We start from the raw sequence: 16,818 nt of genomic DNA, 5'->3' as shown, positions 1-16,818 counted from the left end.
CGCGCCGTCATGCCCGAGACCCCCGAGGTGCTCTGGAGCCCCGATCCCACCGCCACCCCGCGCATCGCGTCGTTCGCCACGTCGGTGGGGATCGATCCACGCGACTACGACGCCCTCTGGCGCTGGTCGGTCGACGAGCCCGACGCGTTCTGGCAGGCCGTCTGGCGGTTCTTCGACGTCCCGGGCGACGGGTCGCCGTCACGGGCCCTCGCCGACGCGTCGATGCCCGGAGCCGTGTGGTTCCCCGACGTCCGCCTCAACTACGCCGAGGCGGCGCTGCGGCTGCCCGGGCGCGCCCACGACGACGTGGTCGTCGTCGGGCGGTCGCAGTCGCGGGACGACGTCCGGCTGACCGCCGCCCAGCTGCGCGACCAGGTCGCGCGGGCGCGGGCCGGGCTCGTCCGGGCCGGCGTCGGTCGGGGCGACCGGGTCGCGGCCTACGCGCCCAACGTGCCCGAGACGCTGGTGCTGCTCCTCGCCGCGGCCAGCCTGGGCGCGGTCTTCAGCTCCTGCGCGCCGGAGTTCGGCGTGCAGAGCGTCGTCGACCGCTGGCAGCAGGCGGAGCCCGTGCTCGTGCTCGCCGTCGACGGCTACCGCTACGGCGCCAAGACCGTCGAGCGCCGGGCCGAGGTCGAGCGGATCGTCGAGGCGCTGCCCAGCGTGCGCACGCTCGTCTGGCTGCCCTACCTCGACCCTGACGCGCCCGCGCCCGCCGGCGCGACCACCTGGGACGCGCTCCTGGCCGAGCCCGGCGAGCTCGCCTTCGAGCGACTGCCCTTCGACGCGCCGCTCTACGTGCTCTACTCCTCGGGCACGACCGGCCTGCCGAAGCCGATCGTCCACGGCCACGGCGGCATCACCGTGGAGCACCTCAAGGCGCTCGGCCTGCAGCACGACCTCGGCCCCGACGACGTCTTCCTCTGGTTCTCCACGACCGGCTGGATGATGTGGAACCTCCTGGTGTCGGGGCTGCTGACGGGCTCCACCGTCCTGCTCTGGGACGGCAACCCCGCGCACCCGGGCCTCGACCGTCTCTGGCGCGACGCGGCGGAGCTCGGGGTGACCTACTTCGGCACCTCCGCGCCCTACCTCCTGCAGTGCCGGAAGCAAAGACTGCGCCCCCGCGATATTGTCGACACGTCGACACTTCGAGCGGTCGGCTCGACCGGCGCACCGCTCCCCGCCGAGGGCTTCCGGTGGGTCTACGACGCCGTCGGCGAGCACGTGCACCTGCAGTCCGTCTCGGGCGGGACCGACGTCTGCTCGGCGTTCGTCGGCGCCTCCCCCACCGTCCCGGTGTACACCGGCGAGATCTCGTGCCGCAGCCTCGGCGCCGCCGTCGAGGCGTACGACGAGCACGCACGACCGGTCGTGGGCTCCCTGGGCGAGCTGGTCATCACCGCTCCCCTGCCGTCGATGCCCGTCGGATTCTGGGGCGACGCCGACGGCTCGCGGTACGGGGCCGCCTACTTCGAGGACATCCCCGGCGTCTGGCGCCACGGCGACTGGATCACGATCACCGAGCGCGGCACGTGCACCATCACGGGACGCAGCGACGCGACCCTCAACCGCGGCGGCGTGCGCCTCGGCACGAGCGAGTTCTACACCGTCGTCGAGAGCCTGCCCGAGGTGGCTGACAGCCTCGTGGTGCACCTCGAGGACACCGCCGACGACGACCGTGGCGACGGCGCAGGCACGCTGCTCCTCTTCGTCACGCTCACCGACCCCGACGGCACCGACGTCGACGAGCTGCGACGCACCGTCGCTCGCGAGCTGCGCGAGCGGCTCTCGCCGCGACACGTGCCCGATGAGCTCCACGTGGTGCGTGCCCTGCCACGCACGCTGTCGGGCAAGAAGCTCGAGGTGCCGGTGAAGAAGATCCTGCGGGGCGTGCCGGTCGACGAGGCCGCCACCCGCGGCGCCCTGGAGGACCCCGCGGCGCTGGACGACGTGGCAGCGATCGCCCGGGAGCGGTGAGCCCATGACCCGTGGCCTCGTCTCCTGCGTACTGCTCGCGGGCTTCCTCGTGCCCGTGGGCGCGGCCATGGCGCTCAGCGACCCCGACCCCGGCGTCCGGCTGCTCGGCGCCACCCTCCTCCTCGGCGGCCTGCTCGCCCTGCTCCCCCTCCCGCTCCTGCGGCCGGCGACGCGGCCACCGGAGGTGTCCCGCGACGGCGGCACGACGACGGTCCACGGCAGCCCGTTGGTCCAGTGGCTCGCCGTCGCTGCGGCAGTGCTGCTCACCCTCGCGGCGACGACCATGACGGGGGCGCTGTCGAGCCCCGCCGTGCTCGACGGCGGCACGAGCCGTCGTCCGACACCCCTGCTCTTCCTCGTGCTGTGGGCCGGTGCGGCGTGGGCATGGTTCGTCGTCGTCCGTGGCCGCAACCGGCAGACCCTGCAGGTCGACGACGACGTCGTCACGCTGCACCGCGGACGGCAGCGCCTCGCCTGCCCGACGACGCGGGCGCAGGTCCACGTGGGTCAGGGCACCCCGGGCGCCCGGAACACGGTCCGCGTCGAGTCCGACGCCGACCCGGGCTTCACGGTCGGCGCCCGGCACTTCGGCACGTCCGCCGCGCAGCTGGCCGAGGCGGTCCGCGCCGCACTGCGACGCTGACGTCCATCGAACCGACAATCTTTTCCGAAATGTGTCTCGAGTTGCGGATCCACCCCTAGGCTGTAGCGGCCTGCGGTCACTCCCGACCGCACTCGTGAACGGACATCCCCTTGCGCAAGCTCACCCCGCTCCTGCTGGCCGCCGCCGTCGGCGTCGGCTCGACCCTCAGCCTCGTCGCCCCGGCCCAGGCCGCGACCGTCGTCTCCGTCAAGAAGATCGCCAACCCCGCCCCCGGCGAGATCGGCACCACCGTCACCATCAAGCCGTCGGTGTCGGTGTCGAAGAACGTGCGCGTCTCCTCCTCGCTCCTGAACGTCAGCCTCGACGGCAAGGCCGTCGTCCGCAACCAGAAGTCCGCCACGCTCAAGCGCACCGCGCTCTCCGTGACCTACAACGTGTCCACCGTGGTCAAGTACCGCGTGCGCGACAGCAAGGGCAAGCTCGGCCCGACGCGCCAGAAGAGCCTGCGCCAGACGCTGACCGTCAAGCCCGTCTACACCACGAAGTGCGCCACCCCGGCCGGCTTCGAGTCGGTCGTCCTCGGCGACACGCCCAGCACCGGCGACACCATCGGCACCGTCGCGAAGAAGCTCGGCGAGCCTCTCGGTGGCGAGAGCATCACGCTCAAGCAGCTGCGCGCCGACGCGGTGAAGGAGAACAACCAGGAGACGGTCGCCGCCATCGACAGCCTCTACGAGCGCGGCTACGTCCCGGCGACGGAGTACTCGGTCTACGCCTTCCAGGGCTGCGAGGAGAACCAGGCCTACGGCGTGTTCTTCCTGACCACGAAGGGCACGGCCCGCGCGTTCGACAAGGCCGACCTCAGCAACACCGAGCAGCCCGCGAGCGACAACCCGGAGCGCTCGCGCTTCAGCGTCCAGTCGTTGCGCTGACCGACCGGCCTCGAGACCCCCGCACCTTCGGGTGCGGGGGTCTCGTGCGTCAGGACGCGGGCCGGCAGTAGTCGTGGGCGAGCGGCCACGGACCGGCGCCGCCGAGCCAGGCGGCCGGTTCGCTGCCGACGTGCTGCCAGCCACGCTGCTCGTAGAGCCGCCGGGCGGCGGCGTCCTGGTCGAGCACGACGAGCCTGAGCGCGAGCCCGCGCTCGTCGGCCCACGCGTCGACCGCGTCGAGGAGGGTCGAACCGATCCCGGTCCCGCGCGCGTCCGGGTTCACGAACAGCCGCGACAGGACCGGCCCGTCGGGGCCGGCAAGGACGCACACGTGGCCCTCGACCCGGCCGTCCACCTCCGCCACCCACGCACGCTCGACGTCGCCGGCGAGGAACGCCCAGCCGACCAGCGACCCGCGCACGGGGTAGGCGTCTCGGGCATGGGTCCGCGCCAGGAGCTCGACGAGCCGGTCGGCGTCGTCGTCGCGCCGCGGCCGGACCGTGACGCCAGCCTTCGCGCCCACCTCAGCCGAGGAGGCGCTCGGCGATGTGCCCCCGAGCTCTCCTCCGCCGGACCCAGCCGAGTCGCACGGACCCACCTCAGCCGAGGAGGAGCTCGGCGATCTGGACCGTGTTGAGCGCGGCGCCCTTGCGCAGGTTGTCGCCGCTGACGAAGAGCACAAGGCCCTTGCCCTCGGGCGCCGACTGGTCGGCGCGGATGCGTCCGACGAGGCTCGGGTCGGTGCCGGCGGCGTGGAGCGGCGTGGGCACGTCGACGAGCTGCACGCCGGGCGCACTGGCGAGGATCTCGGTGGCGCGCTCGGGCGTGAGGTCGCGGTCGAACTCGGCGTGGATGCTGAGCGAGTGGCCGGTGAAGACGGGCACACGCACGCAGGTGCCGGCGACGCGCAGGTCGGGGACCTCGAGGATCTTGCGCGACTCGTTGCGCAGCTTCTGCTCCTCGTCGGTCTCGTTGCTGCCGTCGTCGACGACGCTGCCCGCCATGGGCAGCACGTTGAACGCGATGGGAGCGACGTAGACGTCGGGGTCCGGGAAGGGCACAGCGCGGCCGTCGTAGGCGAGCGCGTCGGCCTTCTCGACCACGGCCTGCGCCTGGCCGTGCAGCTCGCGGACGCCGGCGACGCCGGAGCCGGAGACGGCCTGGTAGCTGCTGACGACGAGCCGGACGAGCCCGGCCTCGTCATGCAGCGGCTTGAGCACCGGCATGGCGGCCATGGTGGTGCAGTTGGGGTTGGCGATGATGCCGCGACCCCCGGGCCCGTCGCCGGCGGGGATGGCGTGCGGGTTCACCTCGCTGACGACGAGCGGGATGGCAGGGTCCTTGCGGAACGCGGAGCTGTTGTCGACGACGGTCACGCCGGCGTCGGCGAAGCGCTGCGCGTGCGCGCGCGAGGTGGTCGCGCCGGCGGAGAAGAGCGCGATGTCGAGCCCGGTGGGGTCGGCCGTGGCCGCGTCCTCGACGGTGATCTCGCGGCCCGCGAACGGCAGGACGGTGCCCGCGGAGCGTGCCGAGGCGAAGAAGCGCACCTGGTCGGCGGGGAAGCTGCGCTCCTCGAGGATCTGGCGCATCGCGACGCCCACCTGGCCGGTGGCACCCACGATGCCGATACTGGCGGTGCGGCTCATCGTCCGGTCCCCCCGTACACGACTGCCTCGACCTCGTCGGTGCCGAGGTCGAAGGCCGAGTGGGCGGCGCGGACCGCGTTCTCGACCTGGCTCTCGGCGACGACGACGGAGATGCGGATCTCGGAGGTGGAGATCATGGCGATGTTGACGTTCGCGTCGGCCAGCGCCTGGAAGAAGCGGGCGGTGATGCCGGGGGCCGAGCGCATGCCGGCGCCGATGATCGACACCTTGCCGACACTGTCGTCGTACTGGAGCCGCTCGAACCCGACCTGGTCCTTGAGCCGCGCGAGCGCGGTCATGGCCGTCTGGCCGTCGGCGCGCGGCAGCGTGAAGGAGATGTCGGTGAGCGCGGTCGCGGCAGCCGACACGTTCTGCACGATCATGTCGATGTTGATCTGCGCGTCGCCGAGCGCCTTGAGGATCGCCGCCGCGTAGCCCACCTGGTCGGGGACGCCGACGACGGTGATCTTGGCCTCGGAGCGGTCGTGGGCGACGCCGGAGATGATGGCTTGTTCCATGGTGGGGTCCTTCGTGACGTCCTCGGCCTTGAGGACCCACGTGCCGGGCTTGTCGGAGAACGACGAGCGGACGTGGATGGGCATGTCGTTGCGGCGCGCGTACTCGACGCAGCGCAGGTGCAGGATCTTGGCGCCGTTCGCCGCCATCTCGAGCGTCTCCTCGTAGGAGATCTGCGGGATCTGGCGCGCGTCGGGGACGATCCGCGGGTCGGCGGTGAAGATGCCGTCGACGTCGGAGTAGATCTCGCACACGTCGGCGTGCAGCGCGGCGGCCAGCGCGACCGCCGTCGTGTCGGAACCGCCGCGACCGAGCGTCGTGATGTCCTTCGTCGTCTGCGAGACGCCCTGGAAGCCGGCGACGATCGCGATCGCACCCTCGGCGATCGCCTTCTCGATCCGTCCGGGCGTGACGTCGATGATCTTGGCCTTGCCGTGCTCGGCGTCGGTGATGACACCGGCCTGGGAGCCGGTGAACGAGCGGGCCTCCTGGCCGAGGTTGCCGATGGCCATGGCGAGGACCGCCATGGAGATGCGCTCGCCGGCGGTCAGCAGCATGTCGAGCTCGCGCGCGGGAGGCAGCGGTGAGACCTCGTTGGCGAGGTCGATCAGCTCGTCGGTCGTGTCGCCCATGGCCGAGACGACCACGACGACGTCGTGGCCGGCCTTCTTGGTGGCGACGATGCGCTGGGCGACTCTCTTGACGCTGGTGGCGTCGGCGACGGAGGAGCCACCGTACTTCTGGACGACAATGCCCACGACGGATGTCCTTGCGGTGCGGGGGTTTGTGGGACCGTGCCAGGGCGACGCTGACCGGGCAACGTCGTCATCCTATAGGTCGGCCGGCACGGCCCTCCACCGTCGTTCCTGTCCTGGGACCGCGAGATCCTGCCGCGCACGCCGACGCGGCACGGACCCGGCACCGTCCCGAGAGACCGGTACCGGGCCCGCGCCGCGCGCGGTGTCCTCGATCAGGAGGTCTTGAGCGTCAGGCCGTAGGCGCTGAGGATCTCGTTGACCGGCTGGAAGTAGGTCGTGCCGCCCGAGGAGCAGTTGCCGGAGCCACCGGAGGTGACGCCCTGCGCCTGGTTGCCGGTGATCGCCGATCCGCCCGAGTCGCCCGGCTCCGCGCACACGCTGGTGCGGATGAGGCCGTAGACCGAGCCCTGCGAGTAGTTCACCGTGGAGTTGCGGGCCTGGATGGTGCCGCAGTGCCAGCCGGTGGTCGAGCCGGACCGGCAGATCGACGAGCCGACGGCCGCGTCCTGCGAGCCGCGGACGGCGACGCTGCCGCCGCTGTAGTTGTTCACCGTGCCGGTGATGGTGGCCGAGGAGCGCACCCACGCGTAGTCGTTGCCGGGGAAGCTGGACCCGGCGAACGTGCCGCTGGGGTTCTGGGTCGCGGCGCCCTGCGAGCCGCAGTGACCGGCCGTCACGAAGCCGCCGTTGACCGCGAAGCCGATCGAGCAGCGCGCGTTGGTGATGTAGTAGGCGTCGCCACCCTGGTAGAGCGGCTTCGGCTGCTCGGCCGAGCGCTCGACCTCGATCGCGGACGTCGGGACGCCGGCCTTCTTGGCGAACGACGCGGCAGCGGCGGTGTCGCCCGCGGGGATGACGACCTTGTTCGCGGCGGGGTCGACGTACCAGCCGGCGACGGTGCTCGGCGCGGAGGCCTGCTTCGCGTTGAGGTCCTTCATGTAGCCGTCGAGCTCGGCGGCCGAGCGCTCGACGGTGCGCACCTGGGCGCCCTGCGCCTTCACGGTGCCGGCCTGGGAGGCGTCGGTGACGGCGACGACGAGCGTGCCGGCCTTCGCGTCGTACCAGGAGCCGGCGTAGTCGGCACCGAGGCTCTTCTCGAGCGTCTTGTCGACCTTGGCGGCCTTGGCCTCGGAGGCGAGGCGGTCGGTGGCCTGGGTCTTCGTGAGGCCGAGGTCGCGCTGCATCGCGCCGAGCATGCCCACCTTCGAGCTGGCGGCGCCGTCGTCCTGCGACGGGGCGGCGATGGCCTGCGGGCCGAAGGCCGTGGCGAGCACGGCGGCAGCGGCCAGCGAGCCGAAGAGGGTTCGCTTGGGAGTGTTCACGGTCTGATCTCCTGTGTCGTGGCGGACCGGGGATCACCCGGGCCGCCGTTCCTGCGGAACGGACGGCTCGCCGCCACGCCCCACGCTGTCGTCCGGAGGCGGTCCTGCCTCCGCAGCCCCCCCGAGGGGTTGTGCAGAAACCTACTGGCGGATCAGGCCTGGAGGGTCATACCGGAAGAGTCATACCGCGGGCGTGATGCCTGGGTCGTGCTGCTCGCCGAAGCCCGGGTTCTGCTCCAGCCAGGCGGCGTAGACGGGGCTGCGCGACACCAGGTCGTTGTGCGCCATGCGCACCGTCAGGAGCAGCTCGTCGGCGAAGTCGGCGCCCACGGAGTCGGTCCGCCAGCCCACGAGGTGGCGCCAGCGCAGCGGCGCGTCGGCGACCGGCTTCGTGACGAGACCGGGCAGCACCCGCGTGGGCTGGCAGAGCGCCACGGCCGTGCCCGAGGAGACCAGCTCGATGCAGCTCGCCGCGTCGGCCACGTAGAGGCTGCGTGGCGCGAAGCCCTCGCGGGCGCAGGCCGCGGCGAAGCACTCCTGGAAGCAGCCGTCGCCCGGGGTGGCCGCCCACGCCTCGCCGGCGAGGGCACCGAGGGGCACCTCGGCGGCGTCGGCGGCGCCGTGGTCCTCGGGCAACATCACGAAGACGGGGTCGACGGAGAACGTGCGCCACGTGATGGCGCGGTCGTCGGGCGCGACGTCGCCGCCGCAGATGCCGATGACGGCGTAGTCGAGGCGGCCGTCGGCCAGGGCCCGCGCGAGCTCGTCGGCCGACCAGGAGGCCGTCGTCGAGACCCGCAGGTCGGGGTGACGCTGCTCGAGACGCTGGATCAGCGGGGCCAGGACGGCCGGCGACGACGACCCGATGGACAGGTGGTCGGGGATGCTCGCACCTCGGGCCGGGTCGGCGAGCCGGGTTGCGTCGTCGAGCAGGCCGGTCATGGCGGGCAGCAGCATGCGGGCCCGGGCGATGACCAGCTCGCCGAGCGACGTGGGCCGCACGCCCCGGTGGTCGCGGTCGAACAACGGGCCACCGAGAGCACGCTCGATCCGGCTCAGCTGCGCGGTCAGCGCCGGCTGGGCGACGCCCAGCTCGGCAGCGGCCTTCGTGACGCTCCCGGCGTCAGCGATGGCACACACGACCCGAAGGTGCCGCAGCTCCAGCTCCACTCGGTGAGTCTACCGGCGTTCACCCGCAGGCACGTGCCGCTCAGTGCCCGCGGGTGAGCGCCAGCAGCTGTCCGAGCGTCGCGTCCGCCAGGTAGGCCCGCCCGACCGCGATCCCCACCCGCGGCAGCGCGGCCTCGTCGGCGACGACCAGGAACAGCGGCTCGTACCGCGGCTGGAACTTCGCCTTGAAGGCCTGCAGCGACTGGAACCCGTAGTACGGCTCGAGCACGTCGCCGGCCCGCGTGAGCACGTCGTCGATGACGGAGCGGTCGACGACGCTGTCGCCCGCGCCGGCGTGCGCGAGCGGAGCGCCGGAGAGCGAGACCACCTCGTAGCCCTGCTCCTTGAACTCGCGGCAGGCCGACGCGATGAGCAGCTCCATCGTGTAGCGGAAGCCGCCGGGGAGACGTCGCATGAGGTCGAGCGTCCAGCCCCGGACCTGCCCGTCGGGACCGGGGATCGGCATCCAGCTCGTGACGCCGTGCACCGTCATGTCGGCGTCGACCGCGACGTTGATCCACACGTCGGGGTCCTCGGCCTCCTCCAGCCCGCCGAGCGTGAAGCCCATCTCCGGCAGGCCCTTGTCACGCACCCACTCGTCGGAGATCGCCCGCAGCTGGGTGCGGATGCCGCGCGGGGCGTCGGCGAGGCGCATCATCCGGGTCTCGACGTCGTGCTTGCCCGCCTGGTTGAACGCCGAGCGGACGTCCTGCCACTTCTTGCCGACGAACTCGAGCTCGGGAAGGTCGACGATCGCCTCCTCGGCGACCTGGACGGCGATCCAGCCCTGCTCCTGGGCCCAGCGCGCCACGGTGCTGCTGCAGCTGAACAGGCACGGGAGCGTGCCCGCGTCGCGCGCGGCGCCGATGAACCGCTCGGCGACGTGCAGCGGGTCGGGACCCACCGGGTCGCACAGGCCGATGGTGACCCCCATCGACTGCTGGTAGGCGACCACCGCGTCGTCGGTGAACCACCAGCGGTTCTCCGGCCAGGTGGTCATCCAGGCCAGACGGTTCGACGAGCCGTGCCGCTGGAGCAGCTCGCGGGCCCGCTCGCGGTCGGCGTCGGTGGGCAGCGCGCCGACCCGGTCGGCCCCCACGCGACGCAGGCCGCGCCGGCCGGGGTTGCGGAACGCGCTGCGGCCGAGCACGAGGGCCGCCAGCTGGGCGGTGTCGAACAGGACCGAGATCCAGACGAGGCCGGAGTTCGACGTGCCGCCGGAGACGATGACGGCAGCGGTCGCGGCACCGAGCAGCCAGCTGATCGACGTCAGGACGAGGGCCAGCGTCCACCACGTGCGACGACCGCGGACGAGGCCCCACGCGATGAGCAGGTCGACCGCGACCACCGCGAGGACCCACCACCACGACTCGGGGTCGCCACCGATCGGGCCGAAGGGTCCGTCGCGGTCGGCGACCTGGCCGATGACGGCGATGATCGCGCCCCAGAGGAACGAGCCGCCGGTGAGCATCCGCAGGTCGCGCCGCGTGAAGCCCGGGCGCAGCCACTCCGCGACCGTCCGCGACGGACGGCGGCCGACGATCCAGGGGCCCACCCAGAGGCCGAGCAGCACGGCCACCAGGTGCTCGACGTCGTAGAGGTAGCCGAGGAAGGTCAGCGACGTGAGCACGTAGCCGAGGACGCCGAGCCGGACCCGACCGCGCCAGGGTCGGCGCAGGTCGGCCGAGACGACCATGGCCGCCGCGAGGGCGCCCGCGCTGAAGCCGACGTCGAGGTCCTGCGCGGTGCGCTGCGCCCAGCCCCAGTCGGTCCAGGACGACAGCGCCACCATGAGGTAGCCGCCCCCGATCACGCCGATCGCCTGGAAGACGACGACCACGGCCGCCGTCCGTCGCGTGCCGAGCCGCCACTCGCAGAGGCTGACCGGGAGGACGAAGAACGTGAGGATGGCGACGTACTGCAGCGGCTTGAGCGCGTAGAGCGAGCCGGTGACGACCGTCCACCAGCGCCCGTCGAGCAGCGCCGGCGGGCCGAACGCGACGTCGGGGTACCAGCTCTTGTCCTCCAGCGGCGACCACAGGGTCCCCGTGGCGACGCCGAGCACCAGGATCAGCACGACGACGGAGGCCGTGAAGGGCACCCGCCGCACCACCGTCTGCACGTTCACGACCGACACGCTAGGGCACCGCGACGACGGCAGAAAGAACCGGGAGCGGTTCTCAGGAACACGTCAGTCGTCCGTCAGTGGTTCGTCAGGTTCTCGTTCCCTGGACACGCCGGGTGCACTAGCGTCGGGGCCTCCAGACGACCGCCAGGAGACCGATGTCCGACCCGACGCCCTACCCCCGCTTCCCGTCCGAGGACGACGTCCCCGAGGGCTGGGGACGCGCGCCCGAGCCGGTGCCGGGCGCGACGTCCGCGACACCGGTGCCTGCGGCCGCGAGCGGGGCACCCGGCACGCCCGAGCCGCTGGGCGTCCTGACGACCCTGACGGCGGGCTTCGCCGTGCTCTACACGCTGCTCCAGCTGCCCCGGTACTGGCTCGCGCGCGACGCCGCAGACCGGTGGACGACGGGCGCCGTGGACGGCCGGTCGCCCGCGGAGTTCTTCACGCCGTACGAGGTCGTCGACATGGTCGGGCTCCTCGTGCTGGTCGGCGGCTTCGTCGTGACCTGCCTGTGGCTGTGGCGGGCGCGCGTGAACGTCGACGTGCTCTCGCCGACGTCGCCGCAGGCGCGCAGCCGCGGCTGGGTCTGGGGCGGCTGGCTCGTGCCGGTGGTGAACCTCTGGTTCCCCTTCCAGGTGGTGCGCGACGTCCTCCGGGTCCGGTCGCACCACCCGTCGTCCGGGTCCCGCGTCGGCTGGTGGTGGGGCGCGTTCATCGTCGCGAACGTCGCGAGCGGAGTGGAGTCCCTCCTCGTGCCGACGGATCTCGAGTCGACCGGGGTGGGCGACCTCCCGGCCTTCGCCGCCGTCTCGACCGTCGCCTGGGTGGTGGCCGGCGTGCTCTGGATCCGCGTCGTGCGCGCCGTGGCGGCCGACCAGGAGGAGCTGCTGGCCGGTCGAGCCTGACCCCGCGTCAGCCGGCGATGGCGGTGCGGCCCTCGAACGCGCGGCCGAGCGTCAGCTCGTCGGCGTACTCGAGGTCGCCGCCGACGGGCAGGCCGCTCGCCAGCTTGCTGACCCGCAGGCCCAGCGTGCTGAGCATCCGGATGAGGTAGGTGGCGGTCGCCTCGCCCTCGAGGTTCGGGTCGGTGGCGATGATCACCTCGGTGACCGTGCCGTCCTGCAGGCGCCCGAGCAGCTCGCGGATGCGCAGCTGGTCGGGCCCGACGCCGGCGATCGGGCTGATCGCCCCGCCGAGCACGTGGTAGCGGCCGCGGAACTCGCGGGTCCGCTCGATCGCGACGACGTCCTTGCTCTCCTCCACCACGCACAGCACGGTGGCGTCGCGGCGCGGGTCGGAGCAGATGCGGCACTCGACGTCGACCGTGACGTTCCCGCACACGGCGCAGAAGTGCACCTTGTCCTTGACCTCCACGAGGACCTGCGCCAGACGACGGACGTCGGCGGGGTCGGCGTCGAGCAGGTGGAAGGCGATCCGCTGGGCGCTCTTCGGACCGACCCCGGGCAGCTGCCCGAGCTCGTCGATGAGGTCCTGGATCACTCCGTCGTACACAAGGAGCAAGTCTAGGCCCGACGGCGCGACGACGGCGTCCGGCGCGCGGTCGCGACCGCGTCAGACGAACGCGTTGATACCCGTCTCGGCCCGCCCGACCAGCAGCTTCTGCACCTGGCTGGTGCCCTCGTAGAGCGTCATCACGCGGGCGTCGCGCAGGTACTTCTGCACCGGGTACTCGTCGATGAAGCCGTACCCGCCGAACGCCTGCACGGCGAGGTTCGCCGCCCGCACCGCCGCCTCCGACGCGAACAGCTTGGCCTTCGACGCCGCCGTCCCGTATGGCTCGCCGCGCTGCATGAGGTCGGCAGCCCGCCAGGTGAGCAGCCGCGCCGCGTCGGCGTCGACGCTCATGTCGGCGATCATCTCCTGCACGAGCTGGTACGACGCGATCGGCTGGCCGAACTGCTCCCGCTGGCCCGTGTACGCGACGGTCTCCTCGAGGCAGCCCTGGACGATGCCGACGCAGCTCGCCGCGATCGTGACGCGGCCCTTGTCGAGCGTCTGCATCGCGATCTTGAAGCCCTGGCCCACCTCGCCGAGCAGCGCGTCGGCGGGCACGCGGACACCGTCGAACGACAGCGCCGCGGTGGCCTGGCCGCGCAGGCCGAGCTTGCCCTTGATCTCCGTGGCCTCGAAGCCAGGCGTGTCGGTCGGCACGAGGAACGCCGAGACGCCGCGCGGGCCGTCGTCGCTGGTGCGGGCGAAGACGAGGGCGACGTCGGCCCAGGTGCCGTTGGTGATGAACACCTTGGAACCGTCGATCACCCAGTCGTCGCCGTCGCGCCGGGCGCGGGTGCGCAAGTTGCCGGCGTCGGAGCCGTGGCCGGGCTCGGTGAGGCCGAAGCAGCCGAGGATCCGGCCGGCGGCGATGTCGGGCAGCCAGCGCTGCTTCTGCTCCTCGGTGCCGTGCCGCAGGACCGACGTGCCGAACAGTCCGGAGGAGACCGAGACGATGCCGCGGATCGCGGAGTCGGCGCGGCCCAGCTCCTCCGCCGCGAGGACGTAGGTGAGGTAGTCGCCGCCGACGCCGCCGTACTCCTCGGGGATGGTCAGGCCGAAGAACCCGATCTCGCCCAGCTTCGGGATGATCGCGAGGTCGACGGACTCCGCGCGGTCCCACGCGGCACGGTGCGGCACGACCTCCCGGTCGAGGAAGTCGCGGGCCAGGGCGCGGAATCCGGCCTGCTCGTCGGTGAGGGTCAGGTCCATGGCTCCGATGCTGCCACGGGCGGGTGCGGCATACCGACCGGCTCGGACCCTCGGGCTGGGAGGTAGGTGGCGCGCGCTTCGCCGGTGGGCGGTAGGAGGCGCGCGGATATGACCGCGCTTCCCGCGCGCCTCCTACCGCCGAAGCAGGGATACGCGCGCCACCTACCGCCCAGGGGGCTGAGGGCGGGCCGGGCCGGCCAGGAAGGTGGCGAGCAGGTCGTGCCCGTGGCTGGTCAGGATCGACTCGGGGTGCCACTGCACGCCCTCGACCGGATGGGTCGCGTGCCGCAGGCCCATGACGACGCCCGACGCGGTGCGGCTCGTGACGACGAGCTCCGTCGGCAGGCTGGCCTCCTCGGCCACCAGCGAGTGGTAGCGGGCGACGACGAGGGGCGTGGGCAGCCCGGCGTGCAGGCCGAGCCCGTCGTGGTGGACCAGCGACGGCTTGCCGTGCACCACCTGAGGCGCGCGGACCACGCGCGCCCCGTAGGCCTCAGCGATCGCCTGGTGGCCGAGGCACACGCCGAGCAGCGGCGTGGTGGGGCCGAGCCGGCGGACGACGTCGACGCTGATGCCCGCGTCGGCCGGTGCGCCGGGACCCGGCGACAGCACCACGTGGGTCAGGTCGCCCGCGGCCCGCGCGGCGAGGAGCTGCTCGACGTCGACCTCGTCGTTGCGGACGACGTCGGCGTCGGCGCCGAGCTCGCGCACGTACTGCACGAGGTTGAACACGAACGAGTCGTAGTTGTCGACGAACAGCACCCTCGCCCTCCGCCCCCTCCCCCGCTGACCGTGACGTTCTGGCCCCGGATCGGGCTCTCCGGGGGCCAGAACGTCACAGTCAGCGGGGTGGGGGGAGGCGAGAGAGGAGGCGAGAGAGGTGGCGAGGAGGGTGGCGAGGGGGCCGGGGGCGGGCCAGGTGCCGACGCCCTCGACCTCGTGCACCGGCACGACGCCGCGCAGCGCGTTCGTGACGAAGACCTCCGACGCCGCCGCGAGGTCGGAGCGCGTCAGCCGACGCTGGCGCAGCGGCACGCCGGCGCCCAGGAGGGCGTCGACCACCCGTGCGCGCTGGGTGCCGGGCAGCACCCGGCCGTCGAGCGGCGGGGTGTGCACGCCGTCGTCGAGCACGCAGAACACGGAGGTGCGGCCGCCCTCCAGCACCGAGCCGTCGACGTCGACCAGCAGCAGCTCGTCGACCCCGGCCGGCGGGTCGAGCGGGCCGCGGTCGACCCACTTGTGGCTGCCCCAGCCGCCCGGGACCTCGCATGGCACGAGCCGCCACGACGCCGGCGCGGGCGCCAGAGGGGCGTCGACGAGCCGGACCCGCACCGGCACGGCGTGGTCGTCAGCGGCGCCCGACGGCTCGAGAGGCACCGCCTCGACCCGCAGGCGGTGCCGGCCGGGCGGCAGGCTCGCCGCGCGCCGCACCACCGCGTCGTCGAGCCCCTCCCGGACGCTGCTGCCGTAGACGGCGCGGACGCTGGCGTCGAGGCGGGCCAGGTGCGACGCGACGTCGACGGCGCGCCCGTCGTCGACGAGCAGGGTGGTGAACACTCCGCGGCCCGCGTCGGCCGACCAGTCGCGAGCCGCCCGGGGTGACGACGGGGCCGCCGGCGCGGGACGCGGCACGTCGTCGACGAGGCTGCCCCCGACGGCCTCGACCACCGGACGCGCCTTCACGAACACCTCGGCCAGCTCGGCCTGCGGGTCGGAGTCGGCGACGATGCCGCCACCCACGCCGAGCCACACCCGCCCCTGCGCCATCTCCAGGGTGCGGATGACGACGTTCGCCTCGAGACCGGCGAGCGGGCTCACGTGGCCGATCGCGCCCGTGTACGCCTCCCGCCCGGTCGCCTCGAGCTCCGCCGCCACCTCCATCGCGCGCACCTTCGGCGCACCCGTGACCGACCCCGGGGGGAACGTGGCCCGCCACAGGTCGGCGTCGTCGACGTCGGGCGCGAGGCGGCCCACGACGTCGGAGACCAGCTGCCACACGGCGTGCCGCTCCGGCCGGACGAGGGCGGGCACCCGCACGCTGCCCGGCGCGCACACCCGGCCGAGGTCGTTGCGCATCAGGTCGACGATCATGACGTTCTCGGCACGGTCCTTCGCCGAGGCCGCGAGCGTCTCGGCCGCCGCGGCGTCGTCCTGCGGCCCGACGCCGCGCGGCGCGGTGCCCTTGATCGGCGACGTCAGCACCTCGTGGCCCGTGCGGCGCAGGAAGAGCTCCGGCGAGAACGACGCGACGCCCTCGCCGCTGCCGGCCGGGCCACCCACGAACGCGCCGTAGGCCGGGCGGAGGAGCTGTGCCCCTGCACAGAAGACGTCGACCGGGTGACCCTGCACGTCGCCCTCCAGACGCGCGCAGAGGTTCACCTGGAAGAGGTCGCCCGCGTGCACGTGCTCGACGGCCCGCGCGACCGCCGCCACGTGCTCCTCGGGCGACGGCACCAGCCGCAGCGGGCCGACGTCGTGCGCGACGGGCCCCGGCGCGGGACCCTCGAGCGCCGCCAGCACCGGCGCGACGTCGACGTCGCCCAGCCACTCCAGCCACCACGTGCCGCGGCTGCGTCGCAGCACCCACGCGTAGAACGCCAGCCGCGCGTCGGGCTGCTCGACGGGGCGGGCACGAGCCGGTGGCACCCGCTCCAGCCGCCCGCCGAGGCGGTACCCCCACAGCCCGATCCAGCCACCCCCGAAGCCGGCCGCCCCGTCGGACGACGCCCCGAGCGCGACCTCGGGCAGCGACAGGTCGAACGGGTCGTCGACCTCGGGGTCGAGCACCCGCACGGGGTCGCAGGCCACCAGCGCGTCGCCCTGGTGCCACGCACCGACCAGCGCCACCGGACGGTCGCGGCCGCGGAAGCGTCGCAGCACCTCCAGCGGACCCTCGTCGAGCCCGAGGCGCCGCCGGTGCACCGTCACGGCCGCACCGGCACCCCGGCTGCGCCGTCCGCCGCCCGGGGCCCGGCACCCCCGGCTGCGCCGTCCGCCGCCCGGGGCCCGGCACCCCCGGCTGCGCCGTCCGCCGCCCGGGG

At 73.3% G+C, this 16,818-nt stretch carries 13 protein-coding genes; 4 read left to right on the top strand and 9 right to left on the bottom strand.

Annotation, left to right across the window (positions count from 1 at the left end; genetic code table 11):
* Window positions 1-9: 9 nt before the first annotated feature.
* The 3 genes from Aeryth_RS01570 to Aeryth_RS01560 all read left to right on the top strand — a co-directional run bounded on the left by Aeryth_RS01570 (window position 10) and on the right by Aeryth_RS01560 (window position 3,513).
* Complete coding sequence (locus Aeryth_RS01570) at window positions 10-1,977, top strand: acetoacetate--CoA ligase (protein ID WP_067853763.1); 1,968 nt, start codon at window positions 10-12, stop codon at window positions 1,975-1,977.
* A 4-nt stretch (window positions 1,978-1,981) separates the two neighbouring features.
* On the top strand, window positions 1,982-2,620 hold the full coding sequence (locus Aeryth_RS01565; protein WP_067853760.1) for a hypothetical protein: 639 nt from the start codon (window positions 1,982-1,984) through the stop codon (window positions 2,618-2,620).
* A gap of 110 nt (window positions 2,621-2,730) precedes the next feature.
* Window positions 2,731-3,513, top strand: a complete 783-nt coding sequence (locus tag Aeryth_RS01560; RefSeq protein ID WP_067853757.1) for a hypothetical protein — start codon at window positions 2,731-2,733, stop codon at window positions 3,511-3,513.
* A gap of 49 nt (window positions 3,514-3,562) precedes the next feature.
* Here the strand turns inward: Aeryth_RS01560 and Aeryth_RS01555 are convergent, their stop codons facing one another.
* From Aeryth_RS01555 to Aeryth_RS01530, 6 genes are all read right to left on the bottom strand, one after another.
* The gene (locus Aeryth_RS01555) at window positions 3,563-4,036 is read right to left on the bottom strand and encodes a GNAT family N-acetyltransferase (protein WP_067853754.1); all 474 of its coding nucleotides are present in this window, start codon (window positions 4,034-4,036) and stop codon (window positions 3,563-3,565) included.
* A 76-nt stretch (window positions 4,037-4,112) separates the two neighbouring features.
* Complete coding sequence (locus tag Aeryth_RS01550; RefSeq protein ID WP_067853751.1) at window positions 4,113-5,159, bottom strand: aspartate-semialdehyde dehydrogenase; 1,047 nt, start codon at window positions 5,157-5,159, stop codon at window positions 4,113-4,115.
* A complete protein-coding gene (locus Aeryth_RS01545) occupies window positions 5,156-6,433 on the bottom strand; it encodes an aspartate kinase (protein WP_067853748.1) in 1,278 nt (425 codons plus the stop codon). Before Aeryth_RS01545 ends, Aeryth_RS01550 begins: the two co-directional genes overlap by 4 nt.
* A 212-nt stretch (window positions 6,434-6,645) precedes the next feature.
* Window positions 6,646-7,755, bottom strand: a complete 1,110-nt coding sequence (locus tag Aeryth_RS01540; RefSeq protein WP_067853744.1) for a S1 family peptidase — start codon at window positions 7,753-7,755, stop codon at window positions 6,646-6,648.
* A gap of 180 nt (window positions 7,756-7,935) precedes the next feature.
* The gene (locus Aeryth_RS01535; RefSeq protein ID WP_067853741.1) at window positions 7,936-8,925 is read right to left on the bottom strand and encodes a LysR family transcriptional regulator; all 990 of its coding nucleotides are present in this window, start codon (window positions 8,923-8,925) and stop codon (window positions 7,936-7,938) included.
* A gap of 40 nt (window positions 8,926-8,965) precedes the next feature.
* On the bottom strand, window positions 8,966-11,053 hold the full coding sequence (locus Aeryth_RS01530; protein WP_144433630.1) for a bifunctional lysylphosphatidylglycerol flippase/synthetase MprF: 2,088 nt from the start codon (window positions 11,051-11,053) through the stop codon (window positions 8,966-8,968).
* 155 nt (window positions 11,054-11,208) lie between these two features.
* On the opposite strand from Aeryth_RS01530, the gene Aeryth_RS01525 reads away from it, so the two are divergent.
* On the top strand, window positions 11,209-11,958 hold the full coding sequence (locus tag Aeryth_RS01525; RefSeq protein ID WP_067853735.1) for a DUF4328 domain-containing protein: 750 nt from the start codon (window positions 11,209-11,211) through the stop codon (window positions 11,956-11,958).
* A 7-nt stretch (window positions 11,959-11,965) separates the two neighbouring features.
* Here Aeryth_RS01525 and recR read toward each other — a convergent pair whose 3' ends face one another.
* From recR to Aeryth_RS01510, 3 genes are all read right to left on the bottom strand, one after another.
* Window positions 11,966-12,565 (bottom strand): recombination mediator RecR, encoded by a 600-nt coding sequence (gene recR, locus Aeryth_RS01520; RefSeq protein ID WP_067853732.1) that lies wholly within the window; start codon window positions 12,563-12,565, stop codon window positions 11,966-11,968.
* A 60-nt stretch (window positions 12,566-12,625) separates the two neighbouring features.
* On the bottom strand, window positions 12,626-13,777 hold the full coding sequence (locus Aeryth_RS01515) for an acyl-CoA dehydrogenase family protein (RefSeq protein ID WP_067853729.1): 1,152 nt from the start codon (window positions 13,775-13,777) through the stop codon (window positions 12,626-12,628).
* A 162-nt stretch (window positions 13,778-13,939) separates the two neighbouring features.
* Window positions 13,940-16,705 (bottom strand): chorismate-binding protein, encoded by a 2,766-nt coding sequence (locus Aeryth_RS01510; RefSeq protein ID WP_067853727.1) that lies wholly within the window; start codon window positions 16,703-16,705, stop codon window positions 13,940-13,942.
* Window positions 16,706-16,818: the final 113 nt, after the last annotated feature.

The organism is Aeromicrobium erythreum, assembly GCF_001509405.1.
GTDB lineage: Bacteria > Actinomycetota > Actinomycetes > Propionibacteriales > Nocardioidaceae > Aeromicrobium > Aeromicrobium erythreum.
This window is presented reverse-complemented; position numbering and strand designations above follow the sequence as displayed.

Coding starts and splice junctions, on each gene's coding strand:
- Aeryth_RS01550 (WP_067853751.1), bottom strand. CDS start 5,159: ATGAGCCGCACCGCCAGTATCGGCATCGTGGGTGCCACCGGCCAGGTG.
- Aeryth_RS01570 (WP_067853763.1), top strand. CDS start 10: ATGCCCGAGACCCCCGAGGTGCTCTGGAGCCCCGATCCCACCGCCACC.
- Aeryth_RS01525 (WP_067853735.1), top strand. CDS start 11,209: ATGTCCGACCCGACGCCCTACCCCCGCTTCCCGTCCGAGGACGACGTC.
- Aeryth_RS01565 (WP_067853760.1), top strand. CDS start 1,982: ATGACCCGTGGCCTCGTCTCCTGCGTACTGCTCGCGGGCTTCCTCGTG.
- Aeryth_RS01515 (WP_067853729.1), bottom strand. CDS start 13,777: ATGGACCTGACCCTCACCGACGAGCAGGCCGGATTCCGCGCCCTGGCC.